At 67.8% G+C, this 19,998-nt stretch carries 21 protein-coding genes; 13 read left to right on the top strand and 8 right to left on the bottom strand.

Annotated elements, in window-relative coordinates; translation table 11 throughout:
- Positions 1-18 precede the first annotated feature (18 nt).
- From QLQ86_RS19840 to QLQ86_RS19830, 3 genes are all read left to right on the top strand, one after another.
- Entirely contained in the window at positions 19-1,650 is a 1,632-nt protein-coding gene (locus tag QLQ86_RS19840) for an acyl-CoA synthetase (RefSeq protein WP_282735590.1), read from the top strand.
- A gap of 200 nt (positions 1,651-1,850) precedes the next feature.
- Entirely contained in the window at positions 1,851-2,699 is an 849-nt protein-coding gene (locus QLQ86_RS19835; RefSeq protein ID WP_282818154.1) for a 3-hydroxybutyryl-CoA dehydrogenase, read from the top strand.
- A gap of 87 nt (positions 2,700-2,786) precedes the next feature.
- Positions 2,787-3,560, top strand: coding sequence for an enoyl-CoA hydratase-related protein (locus QLQ86_RS19830; protein WP_282735588.1), 774 nt, complete (start codon positions 2,787-2,789; stop codon positions 3,558-3,560).
- A gap of 91 nt (positions 3,561-3,651) precedes the next feature.
- Here the strand turns inward: QLQ86_RS19830 and thpD are convergent, their stop codons facing one another.
- The 3 genes from thpD to QLQ86_RS19815 form a co-directional block, all read right to left on the bottom strand.
- Complete coding sequence (gene thpD / locus QLQ86_RS19825) at positions 3,652-4,602, bottom strand: ectoine hydroxylase (RefSeq protein WP_282818153.1); 951 nt, start codon at positions 4,600-4,602, stop codon at positions 3,652-3,654.
- 191 nt (positions 4,603-4,793) lie between these two features.
- Positions 4,794-5,546, bottom strand: a complete 753-nt coding sequence (locus tag QLQ86_RS19820; protein ID WP_282818152.1) for a Mut7-C RNAse domain-containing protein — start codon at positions 5,544-5,546, stop codon at positions 4,794-4,796.
- Between the two features lie 34 nt (positions 5,547-5,580).
- A complete protein-coding gene (locus QLQ86_RS19815) occupies positions 5,581-6,462 on the bottom strand; it encodes a DMT family transporter (RefSeq protein ID WP_282735585.1) in 882 nt (293 codons plus the stop codon).
- A 195-nt stretch (positions 6,463-6,657) separates the two neighbouring features.
- Between QLQ86_RS19815 and QLQ86_RS19810 the strand changes: the two genes are divergently transcribed.
- From QLQ86_RS19810 to QLQ86_RS19785, 6 genes are all read left to right on the top strand, one after another.
- Positions 6,658-7,737 (top strand): NAD(P)-dependent alcohol dehydrogenase, encoded by a 1,080-nt coding sequence (locus tag QLQ86_RS19810; RefSeq protein WP_282735584.1) that lies wholly within the window; start codon positions 6,658-6,660, stop codon positions 7,735-7,737.
- 232 nt (positions 7,738-7,969) lie between these two features.
- A complete protein-coding gene (locus tag QLQ86_RS19805; RefSeq protein WP_282818151.1) occupies positions 7,970-8,314 on the top strand; it encodes a hypothetical protein in 345 nt (114 codons plus the stop codon).
- 57 nt (positions 8,315-8,371) lie between these two features.
- Positions 8,372-8,581, top strand: coding sequence for a GDCCVxC domain-containing (seleno)protein (locus QLQ86_RS19800; protein WP_282818150.1), 210 nt, complete (start codon positions 8,372-8,374; stop codon positions 8,579-8,581).
- 30 nt (positions 8,582-8,611) lie between these two features.
- Entirely contained in the window at positions 8,612-9,457 is an 846-nt protein-coding gene (locus tag QLQ86_RS19795; protein ID WP_282818149.1) for an MOSC domain-containing protein, read from the top strand.
- Positions 9,458-9,708: 251 nt separating this feature from the next.
- Positions 9,709-10,512 carry a methyltransferase domain-containing protein gene (locus tag QLQ86_RS19790; RefSeq protein ID WP_282818148.1) on the top strand — a complete coding sequence of 268 codons (804 nt, stop codon included), beginning with the start codon at positions 9,709-9,711 and terminating at the stop codon, positions 10,510-10,512.
- A gap of 64 nt (positions 10,513-10,576) precedes the next feature.
- On the top strand, positions 10,577-11,377 hold the full coding sequence (locus QLQ86_RS19785) for an ADP-ribosylglycohydrolase family protein (RefSeq protein WP_282818147.1): 801 nt from the start codon (positions 10,577-10,579) through the stop codon (positions 11,375-11,377).
- Positions 11,378-11,838: 461 nt separating this feature from the next.
- Here the strand turns inward: QLQ86_RS19785 and QLQ86_RS19780 are convergent, their stop codons facing one another.
- The gene (locus QLQ86_RS19780) at positions 11,839-12,285 is read right to left on the bottom strand and encodes a YHS domain-containing (seleno)protein (RefSeq protein WP_282818146.1); all 447 of its coding nucleotides are present in this window, start codon (positions 12,283-12,285) and stop codon (positions 11,839-11,841) included.
- 179 nt (positions 12,286-12,464) lie between these two features.
- Here QLQ86_RS19780 and QLQ86_RS19775 point away from each other — a divergent pair, with 179 nt between their 5' ends.
- The 3 genes from QLQ86_RS19775 (at position 12,465) to QLQ86_RS19765 (ending at position 14,399) form a co-directional block, all read left to right on the top strand.
- Positions 12,465-12,905, top strand: a complete 441-nt coding sequence (locus tag QLQ86_RS19775) for a YtoQ family protein (protein WP_282735577.1) — start codon at positions 12,465-12,467, stop codon at positions 12,903-12,905.
- Between the two features lie 49 nt (positions 12,906-12,954).
- Positions 12,955-13,305, top strand: a complete 351-nt coding sequence (locus QLQ86_RS19770) for a DUF488 domain-containing protein (RefSeq protein ID WP_282818145.1) — start codon at positions 12,955-12,957, stop codon at positions 13,303-13,305.
- A 119-nt stretch (positions 13,306-13,424) separates the two neighbouring features.
- Positions 13,425-14,399, top strand: coding sequence for an alpha/beta hydrolase (locus tag QLQ86_RS19765; protein ID WP_282818144.1), 975 nt, complete (start codon positions 13,425-13,427; stop codon positions 14,397-14,399).
- Positions 14,400-14,411: 12 nt separating this feature from the next.
- On the opposite strand, the gene QLQ86_RS19760 is transcribed toward QLQ86_RS19765, so the two are convergent.
- From QLQ86_RS19760 to QLQ86_RS19745, 4 genes are all read right to left on the bottom strand, one after another.
- Positions 14,412-15,227 carry a M15 family metallopeptidase gene (locus tag QLQ86_RS19760; protein ID WP_282818143.1) on the bottom strand — a complete coding sequence of 272 codons (816 nt, stop codon included), beginning with the start codon at positions 15,225-15,227 and terminating at the stop codon, positions 14,412-14,414.
- A 112-nt stretch (positions 15,228-15,339) separates the two neighbouring features.
- A complete protein-coding gene (locus QLQ86_RS19755; RefSeq protein ID WP_282735573.1) occupies positions 15,340-15,984 on the bottom strand; it encodes a response regulator transcription factor in 645 nt (214 codons plus the stop codon).
- 131 nt (positions 15,985-16,115) lie between these two features.
- Entirely contained in the window at positions 16,116-17,579 is a 1,464-nt protein-coding gene (locus QLQ86_RS19750; RefSeq protein ID WP_282818142.1) for a c-type cytochrome, read from the bottom strand.
- Between the two features lie 34 nt (positions 17,580-17,613).
- Positions 17,614-17,985 carry a hypothetical protein gene (locus tag QLQ86_RS19745; RefSeq protein ID WP_282818141.1) on the bottom strand — a complete coding sequence of 124 codons (372 nt, stop codon included), beginning with the start codon at positions 17,983-17,985 and terminating at the stop codon, positions 17,614-17,616.
- Positions 17,986-18,184: 199 nt separating this feature from the next.
- On the opposite strand from QLQ86_RS19745, the gene QLQ86_RS19740 reads away from it, so the two are divergent.
- Positions 18,185-19,993 carry a peroxidase family protein gene (locus QLQ86_RS19740; RefSeq protein WP_282818140.1) on the top strand — a complete coding sequence of 603 codons (1,809 nt, stop codon included), beginning with the start codon at positions 18,185-18,187 and terminating at the stop codon, positions 19,991-19,993.
- The last annotated feature ends 5 nt before the right edge of the window (positions 19,994-19,998 follow it).

Genomic DNA, 19,998 nt, shown 5'->3' with positions numbered 1-19,998 from the left:
CACTCCATGGAGCCCATCATGAGCCAGAGCATCTTCGAACAGGGCCTGCCCAAGACCCCCGCCAACTTTGTGGCGCTCTCGCCGCTGACCTTCATCGAGCGCACCGCCTCGGTCTACCCGGACTATCCGGCGGTAGTCTACGGCGGGATCCGCCGCGACTGGGGCACCACCTGGGAGCGCTGTCGTCGGCTCGCCTCGGCGCTGGAGAAACGCGGCGTCCGGCCCGGCGAGACGGTGGCGGCCATGCTGCCCAACGTGCCGGCGATGTTCGAGGCCCACTTCGGCGTGCCGCTGGCCGGCTGCGTGCTCAACACCCTGAACATCCGCCTGGACGCCGAGGCCATCGCCTACATGCTGGAACACGGCGAGGCCAGGGCGATCCTGGTCGACCCGGAATTCAGTGATGTCATCGAAGAGGCGGTGAGCAGGCTCGCGAACAAGCCGCTGATCATCGACGTGGCGGACGCGCAGTTCATGGCCGAGGGCCGCGCCATTGGCGAGGTGGAGTACGAGGCGCTGCTGGCCGAGGGTGATCCGGCCCATCCCTACCGGCTGCCCGAGGACGAGTGGCAGGCGATCTCGCTCAACTACACCTCCGGCACCACCGGCAAGCCCAAGGGGGTGGTCTATCACCACCGCGGCGCCTACCTGAACGCCACCAGCAACATCCTCGTATGGGCGATGCCCCATCATCCGGTCTACCTCTGGACCCTGCCGATGTTCCACTGCAACGGCTGGTGCTTCCCCTGGACCATCGCCGCCGCGGCCGGCACCAACGTCTGCCTGCGCAAGGTGGAGCCAAAGAAGGTGATGGACCTGATCGCCGACGAGCAGGTGAGCCACTTCAGCGGCGCGCCCATCGTGCTCAACGGCCTGGTCAACCTACCCGCCGAGGACAAGCGCGCCTTCGACCACCCGGTGAAGGTCACCACCGCGGGGGCGGCACCGCCCGCTTCGGTGATCGCCGGCGTGGAGAAGCTCGGTATCGACGTGACCCACGTCTACGGCCTCACCGAGGTCTATGGCCCGGTGACCTCCTGCGCCTGGCGCGAGGCGTGGAACGAGCTGCCCATCGAGGAGCGGGCCAGGATCAAGTCCCGCCAGGGCGTGCGCTACCCCATGCTGGAGGCGCTCTGTGTGGCCGACCCCAACACCCTGGAGCCGGTACCCAAGGACGGCCAGACCATCGGCGAGATCCTGATGCGCGGCAACAACGTGATGAAGGGCTACCTCAAGAACGAGGCGGCCACCGAGCAGGCCCTGGAGGGCGGCTGGTACCATACCGGCGACCTCGCCGTGTGGCATCCGGACGGCTACATCGAGATCAAGGACCGCTCCAAGGACATAATCATCTCCGGCGGCGAGAACATCTCCACCATCGAGGTGGAAGACGCCATCTATTCGCATCCGGCGGTGGAGGAGGCCGCGGTGGTGGCCAAGCCCGACGAGAAGTGGGGCGAGACCCCCTGCGCCTTCGTCAAGCTCAAGGTCGGCTACGGCGAGGTCACCGAGCAGGAGATCATCGACCACTGCCGGGCGCACCTGGCGCACTTCAAGGCGCCGAAGACGGTGATCTTCAGCGAGCTGCCCAAGACCTCCACCGGCAAGATCCAGAAGTTCGTGCTGCGCGAAGAAGCGCGCAAGCAGTAGTAGTAGCAGATCACAAAAGCCAATCGTCTGTGACTCAAGCGAGATGCGTCCGGGGGCAAGTCGAAGGGGAGGTCCTACGCCAGGGATGGCGTCGGTAGCGCCCAGGGAGGGGGTCACAGCGCCTCCCCGCAGACTTGTCGTCGGAAAAAGCTTCGAGCGACAGTCCATGGCAGATCAAGACAAATCATCAGGAGAGTGCAATGAGTGAGCAACCGATCGGCGTGGTGGGTGCCGGCACCATGGGCCAGGGCATCGCCCAGGTCCTGGCCACCAGCGGCTTCGCCGTCAAGCTCTATGACGTGGCCGACGAACAGCTCGGGCGTGCCCGGGCGGCCATCGACAAGGGCCTGGGCAAGCTGGTGGCCAAGGAGAAGCTCAGTGATGCCGACCTGGAGGCGGCCCTGGTGCGCCTGGATACCACCACCGCGCTGGACGCCCTGCGCGACTGCGAGGTGATCATCGAGGCCGCCCCCGAGCAGCCGGCGCTCAAGGAGAAGCTGTTCCGCGACCTGAGCCGTCTGACCCATGAGGCGATCCTGGCCTCCAACACCTCCTCGCTGTCGCTGACCCGGCTCGCCGCCGTTTGCGAGCGCCCCGAGCGGGTGGTGGGCATGCACTTCTTCAACCCGGTGCCGGTGCTCAAGCTGGTCGAAGTGATCCGTGCCGAGCAGACCAGTGACGCCACCGTGGCGCGCATCGAGCAGCTGGCCGCCGACCTCGGCAAGACGGCCGTGCCGGTGGGCGACTCGCCCGGCTTCGCGGTCAACCGCCTGCTGGTGCCGATGATCAACGAGGCGGCCTTCCTGGTGCAGGAGGGCGCCGCCACCCCCGAGGCGGTAGACGAGGCCATGAAGCTGGGCGCCGCTCATCCCATGGGCCCGCTGGCGCTGGCCGACCTGATCGGCCTGGATGTCTGCCTGGCGATCATGGAGGTGCTGCAGGAGGGCTTCGGCGATCCCAAGTACCGCCCCTGCCCACTGCTCAAGCGCATGGTCGATGCCGGCTACCTGGGACGGAAGAGTGGCCGCGGTTTCCACGTCTACAACTGATCCCGACAAAAGAGGGGATTGCCGCCCAACCAAGCGTTCGCTAGGGTTGGGCGGTCTGCCCTTCGAGAACAACACCAGGAGCCCCCTATGAGCGAGACCCTGATCGAGGTGGTCGAGAACGCCGGTATCGTGCGTCTGACCATCAGCCGTCCCAAGGCGCTGAACGCCCTGAACAGCGACGTACTCGCGGAGCTGGAGCGCGTGCTGGCCGGCCTGGAAGGCCGCGCCGACCTGCGCGCGGTGCTGATCACCGGCGCCGGCGAGAAGTCCTTCGTGGCCGGCGCCGATATCGCCGAGATGCGCGACAAGACCCCGGAGGAGGCGCGCGACTTCGCCAGACAGGCGCTGGCGACCTTCAAGCGCCTGGAGACCCTGCCGGTGCCCACCGTGGCGCTGGTCAACGGCTTCTGTCTGGGTGGCGGCTGTGAGCTGGCGCTGGCCTGCGACTGGGCGGTGGCCAGCGACAACGCCATCTTCGGCCAGCCCGAGGTACTGCTCGGCGTGATTCCCGGCTTCGGTGGCACCCAGCGCCTGCCGCGCCGGGTCGGCCCGGCGATGGCCCTGGACCTGTGCACCACCGGGCGCAAGATCGACGCCAGCGAGGCGCTGCGCATCGGCCTGGTCAACCGGGTGATGCCCCAGGCCGAGCTCGAGGGCTACGTCGAGGAGCTGGCCAAGCAGCTCGGCGGCAACGGCCCCCAGTCGGTGCGTGCCGCCAAGCAGGCGATCCACGATGGCATGGACCAGGAGCTGGACAGCGCCCTGGCGCTGGAGAACGCCCTGTTCGCGTTCTGTTTCGCCGGCGACGAGCAGACGGAGGGCATGAGCGCCTTCGTCGAGAAGCGCAAGCCCGACTTCTGATCCTGGCGGGAGACCCGTGACAACGGCCGTGGCGGTGACGCCACGGCCGTTGTCGTGCGCGCTTGAGAAAGGGCATGACGCCCGGCGCGAGTCAGCGCAGCGGGTCGACACCCTGGCCGGAGAGCTCCGGGAAGTCGTCATGCATCGTCAGCGGCTCGATGTCGCCGCGCGTGGCCAGGAACTCGGGACGCCGCGATGGGGCCGCATAGGGCTCCTCCAGGGCGTTGTCCACGCTGTTGTAGACGAAGAACAGGTTGGAGCGCGGCCAGGGCGACATGTTCTCGTTCGAGGCGTGCAGCGTGTTGCACTCGAACAGCAGCAGCGAGCCCGCCGGTCCCTTGGGCGCCTGGATGCCGCCGTGCTCGGCCAGGCTGGCCAGTGCCTGTTGGTCGGGCACGCCTACTTTCTGGGCCTTGAGCGACTCCAGCCAGTTCGCCTCGGGCGTCTCGCCCATGCAGGGGACGAACTGGCGGTGGGAGCCGGGGATCAGCATCAGCGGACCATTGAACTCGCTGTTGTCGGTCAGCATCAGCGAGGCGCTCACCGCCCGCATGCGTGGCATGCCGTCCTCGGCATGCCAGGTCTCGAAGTCGGAATGCCAGTCGAAGCCGCTGCCCTGAAAGCCGTACTTGTCGTTGATGCGCGACTGATGAATATAGACCTCGCTGCCCAGCAGCTGCCGCACCATGCCCAGGATGCGCGGGTCGCGGGTCAGGCGGTCGAAGTGCTCCGAGAGCTGGTGCATGCCGAACACGGAACGGATGGCGCCGCTGTTGGGGTCCTGGATGACCTGCTCGGAGCGCATCAGCGACTCGTCGTTGGCCATCTCCTTGAGCTCCTCGAAGAACGGCTCGATGCGGTCCCGGGAGAAGAAGCCGTCGAACCACAGGAAGCCGTCCCGCTCGTAGCGCGAGAGGGCCACCTCGTCCAGCGGGCCCTCCCAGCGACGCTGGTTGCGGGCATGCACCACTGGATCCCTGCGTTGCAGGGGCGCACGGTATTCGGTCAGGCGAGTGGGATAGGGGTCGAGATGATCTACCATGGGGAAACCTCCTCGTGATTCCGGTAACGCGAATCCCGAATGTCCCAAGGGGAAACGGGGTGCACAGTGCCGTGGCGGTCCGCTGGATCACCAGCGGGAAGGGCCCTCGGCATGCGTTCCACTAACCAGTACCGTTTGGTCGAGTCCGCCGGAGTTCAACCCCTATGCCCGAATGGCCGGGCGGGACGGCCTTATCCCGGAGGCTGCACCAGCGTCTGTCGAAGGCGCTCCACCCGTTCCTTCATTCGCGCGACATGGCTGCCGTGCCAGTAGAGCTGGCCGCAGGCCTCGCACTGCAGGAAGTCGTCCACGTACTGTCGCGTCAGGGGCTCGAGCCGGTCGATCACCGACGCCTTGTCGACGACGGCCAGGCGGCCGTTGCAGTGCGTGCAGCGGGTGAAGGGCGCGAAGGCCTTGGCGAGGTCGAATTCCCGGCACACCTCCTCGACCTGCTTCCACGGCTCGTCGGCGCGCACGTAGTGGGCGAGATGGATGCGCTTGCGCTTGAGCAGCAGGCGATCGCGGGTCAGTACCACGCGTTGCGTCTCCTCGGCCCTTGCAGCCAGCTCGGCATCGCCGATGTCGTTGCGGTAGTGGCAATCGAAGCCGAGCAGGCGCAGGTAGCGGGCCAGCCGGCCCAGTTGGGCATCCAGCAGGAAGCGCGGGCAGGACGGCGGGCGAGGGCGCAGGTGGCGGGCCACCTTCGGGGCAGTCGTCCAGGGGTAGATCTCCACCTGCTCACCGCCGGCAAGAATGTGCCCGAACCCCACCGAGACGCCGTCGACCAGGATGACGTCCACCTCTGTATGGGGTACCCCCAGCGACTCGATCATGTCCTTGATGGCGGCCCGGCGCGACACGTCACACGAGAAGCTCCCGGCGCAGGACGCCGGCGGCAGGAAGTCGTGCAGCCGGTCATGGAATCGGAAGTCGGCATGGGGCATGGCGTTTCCCCTCGAGGGCATGGCCGGCATCAGTCTAGGCTACCCGGCCATGACGTAGCCGGATCATGCGGGTGGCGATGGCGGTGCCGGCCAGGGTGATCGCCATCCCGGCCAGTATCTGCAGGCTGAGGCGCTCGCCCAGCAGCAGGTAGCCCCACAGCAGGGCGCTGACCGGCACCAGGAAGGTCACCGTGGAGGTGGCCGTGGCCCCGGCGCTGGCGATCAGCCCGAAGTAGAGCAGGAAGGCCACCGTGGTACTGAGCACCGCGAGCGCCAGGCCGTTGGCCCAGGCCAGGCCACTGATCGGCTCCGCGGGCCAGAGCATCAGCCCGGGGACGAGCAGGATCAGCGCCGACATGGCGGTGCTGCCGGCGGCCAGCACCCGAACCGGCAGGTGAGCGAGATAGGTTTTCGAGTAGTTGCCCGCCACCCCGTAGCAGAAGGTCGCCCCCAGCACGGCGAGGATGAACCAGCCATCGCCGCCCAGGGCGAAGTCCAGCCGGTCGGCCGAGAGCACATAGACCCCGAACAGGGCCAGGGCCAGTCCCAGGTACTGCTGGCGCTGGATAGGAGTGGCGAAGAACAGCGCCCCCAGCAATGCCGTGAAGATCGGCGTGGTGGCGTTGATCAGCGAGGTGAAGCCCGCCTCCAGGCGGGTGGTGGCGAGTGCCAACAGCGAGAAGGGCAGCACATGGTTGATCAACCCCAGCACGAAGAGCCTGCCCGCATTCTCGCGCACCAGTCTGAGGTAGCGAACGCTGAGCAGCAGCGGTACCAGCAAGAGCGCGCCCACGCCCATTCGCACCAGGACCAGCGGCACCGGCCCGAACTCGGGGGAGGCCACCCGCATGAAGATGAACGACAGGCCCCACAGCGAGGAGAGGAGCAGCAGGCGCAGAGTATCGGCGGGTGACATTCCCGTTCCTTTGGATGGCGAGTCGATGGTGAATGAGCCGCCAGGTTACGGCGGTCGCGATGCGCTGGGAAGTGGCGTGGCGGTGGGTCAGTTTTCGCGGCACTGCAGCAAGACATTGATGTGCATCAAGGGCAGGAGCGCTCAATGCCTGCTATAGCTGAAGGGCACTTTTCCTTCACGCGCCAGGAGCCTGCCATGCCCGCCATGATGAAAGCCGCCGTCTTCGTCGAACCCGGCCGCATCGAGATCGACGACCGCCCGATTCCCGACATCGGCCCCAACGATGCCCTGCTCCGGGTGACCACCACCACCATCTGCGGCACCGACGTGCATATCCTCAAGGGCGAGTACCCGGTGGAGAAGGGGCTGATCGTGGGCCACGAGCCGGTGGGGGTGATCGAGAAGCTCGGCGCCAACGTGCAAGGCTATCGTGAAGGGCAGCGGGTGATCGCCGGGGCGATCTGCCCGAGCTTCACCTCCTACGCCTGCCAGGATGGCTGCAGCTCCCAGGATGGTGGCCACCATGCCCACGGCTACAAGCCCATGGGCGGCTGGCGCTTCGGCAACACCATCGACGGCGCCCAGGCCGAGTACCTGTGCGTGCCGGACGCCCAGGCCAACCTCTCGCCGGTGCCCGACGGCCTCACCGACGACCAGGTGCTGATGTGCCCGGATATCATGTCCACCGGCTTCGCCGGCGCCGAGTCGGCCAACATCAAGATCGGCGACAGCGTGGCGGTATTCGCCCAGGGGCCCATCGGCCTGTGCGCCACCGCCGGCGCCCGGCTGCGCGGCGCCGGGCTGATCATCGCCGTGGACGGCGTCGACGAGCGCCTCGAGATGGCCCGCAAGATGGGCGCCGACGTGACCCTCAACTTCCGTCAGGTGGACGTGGTCTCCGAGATCCTCAAGCTCACCGGCGGGCGCGGCGTGGATGCCTCCATCGAGGCGTTGGGGCTGCAGCAGACCTTCGAACAGGCGCTGCGCGTCATCAAGCCCGGCGGTACCCTGTCGAGCCTCGGCGTCTATTCCGAGAATCTCACCATCCCGCTCGACGCCTTCAGCGCGGGCCTGGGCGACCACCGCATCGTCACCTCGCTGTGCCCCGGCGGCAAGGAGCGCATGCGCCGGCTGATGCAGATCATCGACAGCGGCCGCCTGGACCTCGGCCCCATGGTCACCCACCGCTACCCGCTGGAGAAGATCGTCGATGCCTACGACCTCTTCTCTCACCAGCGCGATGGCGTGCTCAAGATCGCCCTCGAGGTCTCGTGAGGGTCACCGACCGCGAGTAGATGCTGGCCGCCGTGGGCGGCTGCTGCCCCATGCCCTGAACGCCAGTCGCGATGACGAGGAGGCAGGCCGACTGCGCCTGCTGCGCGAACTGCTGCCCTGCCGGCGAGGGGCTGCCAGCCCCGCATGCTCCATGGGGCGGGTGTTTGCGGAGGCATGGCCTCGGTGAGAGTTCTGGTACACTCGGCTCGACCCATTGGCTGACGGAGACACGATGGAAACGGAACTGAGCGAATTCGAGCAGCAGATGCGTCGCGAGATCAGCGCCTTCATGGATAATGAGCAGGAGACCCGGCGCAAGGCGGCGACTTCGCCTCCCGAATGGCCCGCCAACGAGGCCCCTGCCCCCAAGGCCGAGCGCAGCAAGCCGTCCGGCGCGCCGAAGACCGGCCACCTGGTGAAGCTGGCGGTGCGCACCAAGCCGCTGGAGTTGGATAGCGTCTTCGAGCACGTCTCCTCCAGCATCTCCAAGGTCGAGGCCCAGCTGGAAGCCGAGAAGGCCGCTCGCAAGGCGGGGTATCCGATCATCGGCTACGTGGTCGAGACCCGCCGGCTGTAAGACTGCCCATGTCCGCGCCCCGGCCGTCGGTCCGCGGCCAGTGAGAGGAGAGAGACGATGGCCGAGATCATCCGGGAATCGATCCTCACCTGCCCCGAGTGCGGGCACATGACGACCGAGACGATGCCCACCGATGCCTGCCAGTACTTCCACGAGTGCGAGGCGTGCCATCGCCTGCTCAAGCCCAGGCCCGGCGACTGCTGCGTGTTCTGCTCGTACGGGAGCGTGCCCTGCCCGCCGGTCCAGCAGGGGCAGGGGTGCGGCTGAGGCCACCCGCGCCGACGACAGGAGAGTCCCTTGAAGATCACCCAGCTCAACATCTACCCGGTGAAGTCGCTGGGCGGCATCGCGCTCGACCAGGTCGAACTGGGCGTTCGCGGCCTGGCCCATGACCGCCAATGGATGGTGGTCGACGACATCGGCCGCTTCATCACCCAGCGCCAGCTGCCGCACATGGCGCAGATCGCCGTGCGCCTCGACGACGAGGCCCTGGTGCTGGCGCACCCAGAGTCGGCCCCCCTGCGCATTCCGCTTGAACGTGACGACCAGCCCAGGCTGCCGGTGTATGTCTGGGACGACCAGTGCCAGGCACTGGACGAGGGGGCCGACGCCGCCGTCTGGCTCGGCGCCGCGCTGGGCGACTTCAAGGGCAGTGGCCTGCGGCTGGTGCGCTTCGCACCGGACCAGCGTCGTAACGTCGAGCCCCACTTCCTGGCGCCCGGCGAGCAGGCCCACACGGCCTTCGCCGATGGCTATCCTTTCCTGGTGGTCTCCGAGGCGTCGCTGGCCGAGGTCAACCGGGTGCTCGAGACCAAGGGGCTCGCCCCGGTGCCGATGGCGCGCTTCCGGCCCAGCATCGTGGTGGACGCCGCTGAGCCCTTCGCCGAGAACGGCTGGGGCGAGCTTTCCCTCCACGGGGGCGCGATCCGGCTGGGGCTGCGCAAGCCCTGCCAGCGCTGCAAGATCACCACCGTGGACCAGGCCTCGGGCGAGATCGCCGTCCCCGGCGAGCCACTGCGCACCCTGGTGGAGATGAACACCCGCCTGGCGCCGGGCGGCTACTTCGGCCAGAACGCCATCCTGCTGGCGGGCGAGGGCCGGACGATCGCCGTCGGCGAGGCCCTGGCGCCGAGACCGCGCTGATCCTCTGATTCTCCGGCTCCGGCCACGCCCCGCATGCTGCCCCCGGCTCCGTGCCGGACTATACTGCGGGAGAGGGCGGGAAACGGGGGCGCTGACCTGTCGACACGCTCTCCCGCACGCTCCCCTCAGCGCCATGGCCCGCCTCATCCTGCTCTCCTCGGGTGAACCCTCTCACCCCATGCCCCGCCGCTATTGTCGTCGCCGTACCGCATGGGTCGCCTGAGGTGGGTCGACGGCAGGGGAGGTGTGTGATGAACGACGATCGGATGGTCCAGGAGGTCGAGGCGGCCCGCGCCTACGAGGCGCTCTTCGTGCCATCGCTGTTCCGGCAGTGGGCGCCGCAGTTGCTCGACGAGGCGAAAGTCGCGACCGGGGACCGAGTGCTCGACGTGGCCTGCGGCACGGGGGTGCTCGCCCGCGAGGCGCTGCCCCGGGTTCAGCCCGCCGGCCAGGTGGTCGGCCTGGACGCGATGGCGGGCATGCTCGAGGTGGCCCGGGAACTCGCGCCGGCGGTGGTCTGGCGCCAGGGCGACGCCCAGCACTTGCCCTTCGATTCGCAGGCGTTCGATGTGGTGGTGAGCCAGTTCGGCCTGATGTTCTTCCCGGACAAGCCGGGAGCGCTGCGCGAGATGCATCGCGTGCTGGTGCCTTCGGGGCGACTGGCGGTGGCGGTGTTCGACGGTCTGGAACGCAACCCCACCTACGCCCGCGAGGTGGCCCTGCTGGCGCGAATCGCCGGCGAGGCCGCGGCGGAGGCGCTCAGGGCCCCCTTCGTCCTCGGCGATGCGGAAGCGCTGGCGCGCATGACCCGTGAGGCAGGCATGGAGGCGGTCGAGGTGACTACGCTGACGGGGACGGCCGACTTTCCCGGCATCGGCAACCTGCTCGAGGCGGACCTGCGCGGCTGGCTGCCGGTCATGGGGGTGAACCTCGACGAGGCCACCATCCAGGACGTGCTCGCCCGGGCCCAGGTGGAACTGGCCGACGTCATCGACCCGCGCGGCCGGGCGGTGTTCGAGGTGTCGGTCCACCTGGTCAGCGGCCGTCGCGGCTGAGGGCTCGCGTCGGGACGACGCGCCCCCGCCGGGGATTGGAGGCACTGGACGACGGAGGTGAGGCATGCTGGGAGCCATCGCCGGCGACATCATCGGCTCGGTCCACGAGCAAGCGGGGACCAAGACCCGCGACTTCCCGCTGTTCACGCCCGGGAGCACCTTCACCGACGATACCGTGCTGAGCGTGGCGGTGGCCGAGGTGTTGCTCGAGGGAGGCGACTTCGCCGAGGCCTTCCACGACTACTACCACCGCTACCCGGAGGCTGGCTTCGGTGCGCATTTCCGCCAGTGGGCGATGAGCGGCGACCGTCGCCCCTATCACAGCCTCGGCAATGGCTCGGCCATGCGGGTCAGCCCGGTGGGGTTCGCGGCCGGCTCCCTGGACGAGGCGCTGACGCTGGCCCGACGCAGCGCCGAGGTTACTCACGACCACCCCGAGGGCATCCGCGGCGCCCAGGCCGTGGCGGCCGTCATCTTCCTGGCCCGACACGGCGCCTCGCGGCTCGAGATCCTCACCGAGATCGAGGAGCGCTTCGATTACGACCTCGCGCCGCGCCTCGACGATATCCGTCCCGGCTATCGCTTCGACGTGACCTGCCGGGGCTCGGTGCCCCAGGCCATCATCGCCTTTCTGGAGGCGGACGGCGTCGAGGAGGCCATCCGCAATGCCGTTTCCCTGGGCGGCGATGCCGACACCCTGGCTTGCATGGCGGGCGGCATGGCGGAAGCCTTCCACGGCGGCGTACCGGCCCCGATCGCCGAGGAGGCCCTGGCCAGGCTAGCCCCCGAGCTGCGCACCGTCGTCGAGGCCTTCCGGGCGCACCACGGCCTCGACCGAACCCTTCCCGGGCCCCGATGCCGATAGACGCAAAGGGCCTGCCGTGAAGCAGGCCATCTCCCCATGCCCTCTGTGGCTTCGCATCGAGACCCCGCCAGCGGCTTAGGCCGGCCATCCATTGGCAACAGAATCCTACGACCTTTTCATCAGACTCCGGTGATACAACCCGAAGGATGCTTTGCTACTGTGAAGTGATTCGATGTTCGCAGGGATCGCGACGCGGATATTCCGCAACGGCCAGGATGGCAGTCCCTTGCGCGCCTTCCGGGCGGTTGCTGTCCTCCCCCCACGACGACATCTGCGTTCCTTCGATAACGACATGTTGGAACGTTGCCCGACGATCATGGGGCTACCCGCCACCTCATCGAGTCGAGGAACCCTCCAACACACAACATGGCCCGCTATCTCTCGCGGGCCCTTTTCGTTGGGTTGGCGTGAGCGTCCTATTCAGTGCCGTCCGCATGATGGCGCTCCGTCAGACGGAGTCGTCACTCGAAGATATTCGGCCAGTGGGCATCGGCGGCCTTGATGTAGCCGGGAATGTCGCGCTCCCAGCGCCATTGGATGAAGCGGCTGTAGTTCAGGTAGAGCTTGTCGTCGACGATCTTCCACGCCTCGGGCACGGTCGAGGCGGCCTCACCGCGGGCCGCCGCCCAGGCGCACCAGCCGCCGTACTGCGGGGCGTAGGCCTCGGGGTCGGCCTCGAAGCGGTCGCGATGCTCGGCCGAGGCGAACTGCCAGGTGGCCTCGTGCCACTCCAGTTGATAGTCGGGCGTGCCCGTCACCGGCCGGCCCTCGGTGAAGTAGGCCACCGGGTCCGTGCCGCCGATGGCCAGGCCGTCGCGCGTGAAGATGCGCCCGTCGGCCGCCGCCCCCAGCGACCAGGCCAGACCGGCCACCAGGACGGCAGCCCTCCACCCATGCGCGCGTTTCATGATCTGCCTCCATTCGACTCTGCGGTCACAGGGCTCTGTCGGGCAACGGCCACCGGCCTTACAGGCCTCTGGCCGTCCTCGCGGGGGCACGAGAGGGTGCCTATGCAAAATGGAATATATTTCCAATAAATGGCCTTCTAGGCTATCATGTGGCTCGATTCCCTGTCCTGGAGCCCTCCATGAGCTTTACCGTCTACCTCTCCGGCGAGATCCACACCGACTGGCGCGACGAGATCCGGCGCGGCGCCGAGGCCGCCGGCCTCGACGTGGTCTTCACCGCGCCGGTCACCGACCACGCCGCCAGCGACGCGGCCGGCGACCACCTGGGCGAGACGCCCAGCCCGTTCTGGCGCGACCACCAGTCCTCGAAGATCAATGCCATCCGCACCCGCACCCTGATCGAGCAGAGCGATCTGGTGGTGGTGCGCTTTGGCGACAAGTACAAGCAGTGGAACGCCGCCTTCGACGCTGGCTACTGTGCCGCCCTGGGCACGCCCTACGTGACCCTGCACAGCGAGGAGATCGTCCACCCGCTCAAGGAGGTCGACGCCGAGGCCCAGGCCTGGTGCACGACTACCGATCAGGTCGTGGAGATCCTGCGCCACGTGCTCGAGGCCTGAGCCGGCGCTTGGCTACACTGGGGGCGTATCCGCCGCCAGGAGGTCTGCCATGAGCATCGAGCTGAAGCGTGCCTTCGAGGCGCCGAAGCGCGGGGATGGCCACCGCGTGCTGGTCGATCGCCTCTGGCCACGCGGGGTGGCGAAGGCCGATGCGCGCATCGACGAGTGGCCGAAGGAGGTCGCCCCCAGCGACGCCCTGCGCAAGGCGTTCCATGACGGAGAACTCGGCTGGGGGGAGTTTCGCCGCCGTTACCTGGCCGAGCTGAAGACGCATCGCGAGACGCTGCGCCCGCTGGCCGAGCGCGCCAGCAGCGACACTGTCACCCTGGTCTTCGCCTCCAGGGACCCACGCCATAACAATGCCGTGGTTCTCCGGCAGTACCTGGAGAGGCTGCGGTAATGAGCCTGGTGACCTGCACACTGGTGCCTGTGCGGCCGTGTGCTGGCTGCCCGTAGAGGCTGTGCTAGCTTCAGGAGGAATGGCAGTGTCCTGCCGTCCGCTCCTCGAGGTGGCCCATCATGCTGTTCATCACCAACCGGTTCCCCACCCAGAGCATCCGCACCCGGGCGAACCGAGCCTTCGACTTCGACCTCAAGAACAACGCCGCCAGCAACTCGGTCTTCTACTGCGAGGAGGTGGCGGCGGGGCAGTACCAGGAACTCGGCAGCGCGGCCTTCCTGAGGCGTCTGAAGGAGTCCAATGTTCACCAGGTGGTGATCTACATCCATGGTTTCTCCAACCTGCCGACGGACGTCTTCTCGGCGGCGCGGGAGTTCCAGGAGCTCTGCGATGCCGGCCAGCCCGGCGAGGTGCTGGTGGTGCCCCTGGTCTGGCCCTGTGACAACGACATGGGCATCGTAAAGGACTACTGGGATGACCAGGAGTCGGCGGATCTCAGTGCCTTCTCCTTCGCCCGTGTGCTGCAGCGCTTCCTGGAGTGGCGAGAGAAGGATCAGTTCGAGCAGGCCCCCACACCCTGCCTCAAGCGCATCAATGTGCTGGCCCACTCCATGGGCAACCGGGTGCTGCGCGAGACGCTGCGCGTGTGGCGCAAGTACTCTCTGCCGGGCGGGGTGCCGATGCTGTTCCGCAATACCTTCCTGATCGCCGCCGACATCGTCAACGAGTCGCTTGAAGAGGGGCACAGCGGCGAGCTGATCGTCCATGCCTCACGCAACGTCACGGTCTACTTCGCCTCGGATGACCTGGCGTTGCGCGCCAGCAAGGCCTCTAACCTGAAGAACCGCATCGCCTCGAGGCGTCTCGGTCACTCCGGCCCGGAGGACATGAGCCGAGTGGCGCGCAACGTCTTCGCCGTGGACTGCGACGACGTCAACACCCGCTATGACTACCCGAAGGGACACTCGTATTTTCGCTCCGGCGACATCTTCGGCGAGCCCGGCGTGGTGTTCCTTCACCTGTTCGCCGCCCTGCGCAGCGGGCGCGTCTTCCCCGAGGACGAGACGCGCCGCATGACCATCCTGCGTGACTGAAATGGCCTGGCGTCAGAGCTTGGCTGCCTGCACGTGCATCCAGTCGAAGTTTCGCGTGCGCCCCAGGCTGACCCATCCTTCCTCCTCCCAGAGACGCCACCAGGTGTCGTATTCCGGCCGGGCCAGCCGTGCCCGGTCGCGCCCCCACTTGAGCTTGTTGTGGGCCGGGTCCCAATCGACGGCCAGGCCCCATGCATGGGTCGACCAGCGGGTGCCGCCACGCTTGCGCCGCTTGTTGTAGCAGCCGCCGAACCGGTGAAGGCCCAGTTCCCTGAGGCGTTGTGGCCCGTAGTGGCCATGCACCCGGTCCAGGACGCGGGCCAGGCTGTCGGCGACCTGCTCATGGCAGCCGATGCCGCTGGGGCAGGTGTTGAGGTCCCAGGCCAGCGCCAGCTTCCAGGGGCAGGGGACCACCACCATCGGCGGCTTGCGGGTCGGTGAGCCCAGCGCCTGTTCGAGTTCTGCCTCCCGATACCAGCCGTTGGGGTTCGCGTCCAGCGGTTGCTGATCGCGCCAGGGGGCAGGCTTGCTGCCGGTCTCCTGGAACGTGGCCAGGATGTCCGCCGCATGCTCGGTCTGGGGGCCCCACAGGCCGTCGATGGGGCCGACCTCGATCTTGTGCTGCTGGCAGGCGATCTGCAGGCAGGCGACGGCGCGCCGTCGGTCGCTCCAGCGGTCGGCGCCATCCGGCAGCCGGCCGGCATGGGTCTGGAGGGTGGCATTCACGGCGGTGAGGGTCTTCGGACCGCGAATACCGTCGACCCTGGCACGGTAGCTGTCATTGTCCGCAAGGAACTGCTGGAGGGTCCGGACGGCGGTCTTGTTCATGTCGTGATCTCCCCTGGACAGGTTGCTGGCCGGCGGCCGTCGCGGCCGCATCCCTCATCTGCAGTCTAGAGGGTCAGGAGGTCACTGCCAGGCGCCCGGTGGCGGGCAACGATCAGGTTGGGGAGGGCCCATCGGGCAGCGTCTCCACCAGGTCCAGCGCCACGCACAGCCGCACCAGTTCGGCGAGGTTGGCGGCCCCCAGGGCCTTCATGGCACGCAGCCGGTAGACCTCCACCGTCTTGGCGCTGATGCCCAGCTGTTCGGCGATCTGTCGACTGGTCATCCCTTCCGCCACGTGGACCAGGATCCGCCGCTCCTTGGGGCGCAGGGCTGCGTAGCGTGCCTGCAACCCGGCCAGGCGCTGCCTGGCCTCCCGGCGGCGCTGGTGCTCGGCGAGGGCCTGCTGGATGGTGTCGATCAGCTGCTGGGGGTTGAAGGGCTTCTCGATGAAGTCGAAGGCGCCTGCCTTCAGCGCCGAGACCGCCATGGGCACGTCACCATGGCCGGTCATGAAGATCACCGGGGTGTCGTCGTCCCGCGCGATCAGGCGCTGCTGCACCTGTAGCCCCGAGAGCCCCGGCATGCGCACGTCGAGCAGGATCGCGTCATGACTCGCCGCGTCGGCGGCGAGGAAGGTCTCGCCGTCGGCATAGGCGCGGGTGGTCAGGCCCACGGAATCGAGCAGCCAGGTCAGGGAATCGCGCAGGGCCTGGTCGTCGTCGACGATGGCGATGCAGGAGGTGGGGGGCTCGGTCACGGGCGCCTCGGGGTATGGCCGAAGTGGGGTGGCCAAGTGGATTCTGCCCGCAGTGTAGCGGCAAAGGTGGTGCGGTCGGAACCGTCACCGGCTTCCGGTTCGATGACGCGGCCCGGCCTGGCCGAACCTGGCTAGAGGGTCTTGAGGTATTCGACCAGCGCATCGCGGTCCTCTGCCGGCAGCTCGGTGCCGTACTCGTGGCCGGTGTTGCCGTTTCCGGGGTCACGGGTATCGTAGCGAAAGCCGTACCGCTCGGCTGCCTCGCCCTCGTGGATGAAGCCCAGGCGTTCGGGGTCATAGACATCGTAGCCACGATGGAACACCTCGGGGCGCTCCTCGGCGGGGCGCAGCAGGTCTTCTATGGTGGGCACCGAGCCATTGTGCAGGTAGGGCGCGCGCAACCAGATGCCGGTGAGCGGCTTGGCCACGTAGCCGTCGGTCTTGACGAAGGCGTCGAAGTCCCAGGGGTAGTCCTCGGCATAGGCGTTGTAGCGCTCCACGGACTCGGCGGTCCACATTGCCAGGCGGTGGCGGTCGGTGCCCACCTCCGTCTGCGGGATCACCGTGCCGGTGCGTGCCCCCTCGGGACCGTGGCAGTTCGCGCAGGTCTCCTCGAACAGCACCTCGCCCCGCGAGACCATCTGGTCGTCCCGGGCGTCGAAGGGGTAGGCTGGCGGCGCCAGGTCGCGCAGGTAGGCTTCCAGTTCGCCCAGCCTTTCCACCGGCAGGGAGTCGGGCCGGGCGCCGTCGCCGATGGCGCCGCTGAGCACTACCTCGGTCAGGGAGTCGTTGAGCCCGTCCCAGTGCAGGGCGTAGCCCTCCTGCTCGTCCATGGCCCACAGTGGCATGATGTCGGAGTTGCCGATGGTGTCGTCCTCGGCGGGGTCCAGGGCCAGCAGGTCGGGGTGGAACTTCACCGGGTTGAAGGGGTCGATGCGCCCCGGTCCCCAGCGTGGCCGGTCCTCGGTCCAGCTGAAGCGTTCGGCCTGCTCCAGCAGCCCGTCGCGAGTGCGCGGGATGATCAGGAAGCGGTAGAGCAGGCGGTCGAGCCAGGAGAGCTCCGTCTCTTCCCGGATGGCCGCCAGCAGGTTGTCGGCGGTGAAGTCCGGGTCCGCGGCGGCGTCGCCCAGAAAGCGCAGGTAGGCCTGGGGGTCGAAGGTCTGGTGGGGACCGGCGGGCACGATGCGGCGTTCGCCGTCCGGCTCCATGCGGTAGGTGGCGGTATGGCAGGCGGCGCAGTTGATGCCGATGCGCGGGAAGCCGATGGTCTTCAGCGAGAACCCCACCGGCGTGGGTTCGCCTTCCTCCCAGACCACGCCCAGTGCGGCATAGCCCGTCTCTTCTCCATCGCCCGGAAAGTGCTGCGGAAACAGTTCCGGCAGCACACGCCAGACCCAGTAGGGCAGGCCCTCCTCCGGCTCGGTGCCGATGGAGCCGTAGCGGTAGTAGGCCTCGACGCTGTCGAAGTGCTGGGGCTCCTCGCGGAACAGCTTGTACCAGCCGGTCGCCGCCACCGCGGCGCCCAGGGCCAGCAGCAGGGCCAGCCAGGCGAGCCAGCGGCGGGACTTGGGGTGGGCGTGATCCCTGGGGGCCATGATCGCTTCCTCCCGAATGAGCCAAAGACACCGCTCAGCGTCGGCCGAGCGCCAGCAGCAGTGCGCCCTGAGTGACGCCGAAGAACAGGTCGAATAGGGCGAGCAGCAGAAATTGTGGATAGAGCAGGGTGAAGAAGGCGACCCCGGCGAAGCGCGCCAGCACCGTCAGCTCGGCGATGATCCTGTAGCGGATGGGGTCGACGGCCGCCGGAAGATAGAACAGGCTGAGCAGGATCAGTAGCCAGCCGGCAAAGGCGGGCCACACCGTCTCGGCCACCGGCGCCCCGCCCACCAGGGCGATCACCGCATTGGGGGCGAAGACCGCGGGTACCGCCAGGACCAGGTTGGCCACCACACCCAGCGATACCATGAGACGGAATGCCGTCGCGTAGCCACCCGTAGCCAAGCGTCCTCCTTGGGCCCCGTGAGGCGGGGCGCGACATTGAGGGGGGTGAAACCATGTGCTAAAGGTTAGTTGTCACTTGCAGTAGGGTCACGTTCAACCTGTAGGGGTGAGGTATCTCATGCCTCGACGAGGTAAAGGCCGGCAAGGGGTGATGACCGTGTCCTGATCTTAGCGACGGCGTCTACCAGGGAGGATTCCCATGTTCGGACAACGCGGTAGCGGTCTGCTCGGTCGCCTCTTCCGGCGCATCAACCGGCGCCGCCAGTGGTACCGGTTCCCCTTCCCGATTGCCGTCCTCAACCTCGTCGCCCTCCGTGGCAACCTGCGCTGGCATAACCTCCATGATACCGAGCGCGAGCGACCGCCGGCCCCCGACAAGGGCGACGTCGACGTGCGCGACTGCCGCACCGCCGACGGCAGCTACAACGATCTGGCGGCCCCCTGCATGGGCAAGGCCTACACCCGCTTCGGGCGCAACGTGCCCATCGCCGAGACCTTCGGCGAGACCGGCGAGGCGCTGATGACGCCCAGCCCGCGGGTGGTAAGCCGCCGGCTGATGACCCGCGAGACCTTCACCCCGGCCACGACGCTGAACGTTCTGGTGCCCGCCTGGCTGCAGTTCATGGTCCACGACTGGTTCAGTCACGGCAGCAACGACACCGAGGCGACACCCCACGAGATCCCTCTCGACGAGGACGACGACTGGCCCTGGGAGCGCATGACGGTGCTGCGCTCGCGCCGAGACTCGACGCGCGGCCCCGCCGACGAGGGCTACCCGGAGACCTTCCTCAACACCGAGACCCAGTGGTGGGACGGCTCGCAGATCTACGGCAGTAGCCTCAAGCGCCAGCGTCTGGTGCGCAGCGACCCGGAGAGTGGCGAGTTGCTGCCCGACGGCAAGCTCTACCTGCGCCCCGATGGACACCTGCCCCAAGACGAGCACGGCATCGAGCTGGCGGGGGTCAACGGCAACTGGTGGGTGGGGCTGTCGCTGATGCATACCCTCTTCGCCCGCGAGCACAACGCCATCGTCGACCGGCTGCGCATCGACCACCCGGACCCCGACGGCGAATGGCTGTTCCAGAAGGCGCGCCTGATCAACACCGCGCTTATCGCCAAGATCCACACCGTGGAGTGGACGCCGGCCCTGCTCGATACCCCGGAGCTGCGCCTGGGGATGCGTGCCAACTGGTGGGGCATCCTCGACGAGCACTTCTACCGCAGCCGGGGCCGGGTCAGCGACCGTGAGCTGTTCAGCGGCATCGTCGGTTCCCCGGTGGATCACCACGCCGCGCCCTACGCCATTACCGAGGAGTTCAGCGCCGTCTACCGCATGCATCCGCTGGTCCCCGACGACTTCGATTTCCGTCGACTGGCCGACGACGGCCCGCTCAAGGCGTGCGGCCTTACCGAAGTGGCCGGCTCGCGTACCCGGTCGCTCTACGACGAGGTGCCGCTGGTTGACGCGCTCTATTCGCTGGGCACCAGCCATCCCGGGGCGCTGGTGCTGCACAACTTCCCGCGCCACCTGCAGCAGCATGACAAGCAGGCCCCCCACGAGCGCACCATCGACCTGGCTACCATCGACGTGCTGCGCGACCGCGAGCGCGGGGTGCCGCGCTACTGCCGCTTCCGTAGGCTGATCGACATGCCGGCGCCGGCGAGCTTCGCCGAGCTCACCGACAATCCCGAGTGGCAGCGCGAACTGGAGGCGGTCTATGGCGACGTGGAGCAGGTCGACCTGCTCACCGGCTGCCTCGCTGAGACCCCGCCACCCGGCTTCGCCTTCAGCGACACCGCCTTTCGCATCTTCATCCTGATGGCCTCCCGGCGCCTCAAGAGCGATCGTTTCTTCACCGACGACTACACCCCCGAGGTCTACACCCGGGCGGGCATGCAGTGGATCGACGACAACGGTCTGCGCACGGTGATCGGTCGCCACTTTCCCGAGCTGCTGCCGCGGATGGAAGGGGTGCGCAACGTCTTCTTCCCGTGGTCTCGCCAATAGGGAGG

The organism is Halomonas rhizosphaerae, assembly GCF_030012485.1.
GTDB lineage: Bacteria > Pseudomonadota > Gammaproteobacteria > Pseudomonadales > Halomonadaceae > Halomonas > Halomonas rhizosphaerae.
This window is presented reverse-complemented; position numbering and strand designations above follow the sequence as displayed.

What these genes read in the sequence shown, in the direction of transcription:
- QLQ86_RS19840 (WP_282735590.1), top strand. Translation starts at nt 19, where the DNA reads ATGAGCCAGAGCATCTTCGAACAGGGCCTGCCCAAGACCCCCGCCAAC.
- QLQ86_RS19835 (WP_282818154.1), top strand. Translation starts at nt 1,851, where the DNA reads ATGAGTGAGCAACCGATCGGCGTGGTGGGTGCCGGCACCATGGGCCAG.
- QLQ86_RS19830 (WP_282735588.1), top strand. Translation starts at nt 2,787, where the DNA reads ATGAGCGAGACCCTGATCGAGGTGGTCGAGAACGCCGGTATCGTGCGT.
- thpD (WP_282818153.1), bottom strand. Translation starts at nt 4,602, where the DNA reads ATGGTAGATCATCTCGACCCCTATCCCACTCGCCTGACCGAATACCGT.
- QLQ86_RS19820 (WP_282818152.1), bottom strand. Translation starts at nt 5,546, where the DNA reads ATGCCCCATGCCGACTTCCGATTCCATGACCGGCTGCACGACTTCCTG.
- QLQ86_RS19815 (WP_282735585.1), bottom strand. Translation starts at nt 6,462, where the DNA reads ATGTCACCCGCCGATACTCTGCGCCTGCTGCTCCTCTCCTCGCTGTGG.
- QLQ86_RS19810 (WP_282735584.1), top strand. Translation starts at nt 6,658, where the DNA reads ATGCCCGCCATGATGAAAGCCGCCGTCTTCGTCGAACCCGGCCGCATC.
- QLQ86_RS19805 (WP_282818151.1), top strand. Translation starts at nt 7,970, where the DNA reads ATGGAAACGGAACTGAGCGAATTCGAGCAGCAGATGCGTCGCGAGATC.
- QLQ86_RS19800 (WP_282818150.1), top strand. Translation starts at nt 8,372, where the DNA reads ATGGCCGAGATCATCCGGGAATCGATCCTCACCTGCCCCGAGTGCGGG.
- QLQ86_RS19790 (WP_282818148.1), top strand. Translation starts at nt 9,709, where the DNA reads ATGAACGACGATCGGATGGTCCAGGAGGTCGAGGCGGCCCGCGCCTAC.
- QLQ86_RS19785 (WP_282818147.1), top strand. Translation starts at nt 10,577, where the DNA reads ATGCTGGGAGCCATCGCCGGCGACATCATCGGCTCGGTCCACGAGCAA.
- QLQ86_RS19780 (WP_282818146.1), bottom strand. Translation starts at nt 12,285, where the DNA reads ATGAAACGCGCGCATGGGTGGAGGGCTGCCGTCCTGGTGGCCGGTCTG.
- QLQ86_RS19775 (WP_282735577.1), top strand. Translation starts at nt 12,465, where the DNA reads ATGAGCTTTACCGTCTACCTCTCCGGCGAGATCCACACCGACTGGCGC.
- QLQ86_RS19770 (WP_282818145.1), top strand. Translation starts at nt 12,955, where the DNA reads ATGAGCATCGAGCTGAAGCGTGCCTTCGAGGCGCCGAAGCGCGGGGAT.
- QLQ86_RS19765 (WP_282818144.1), top strand. Translation starts at nt 13,425, where the DNA reads ATGCTGTTCATCACCAACCGGTTCCCCACCCAGAGCATCCGCACCCGG.
- QLQ86_RS19760 (WP_282818143.1), bottom strand. Translation starts at nt 15,227, where the DNA reads ATGAACAAGACCGCCGTCCGGACCCTCCAGCAGTTCCTTGCGGACAAT.
- QLQ86_RS19750 (WP_282818142.1), bottom strand. Translation starts at nt 17,579, where the DNA reads ATGGCCCCCAGGGATCACGCCCACCCCAAGTCCCGCCGCTGGCTCGCC.
- QLQ86_RS19740 (WP_282818140.1), top strand. Translation starts at nt 18,185, where the DNA reads ATGTTCGGACAACGCGGTAGCGGTCTGCTCGGTCGCCTCTTCCGGCGC.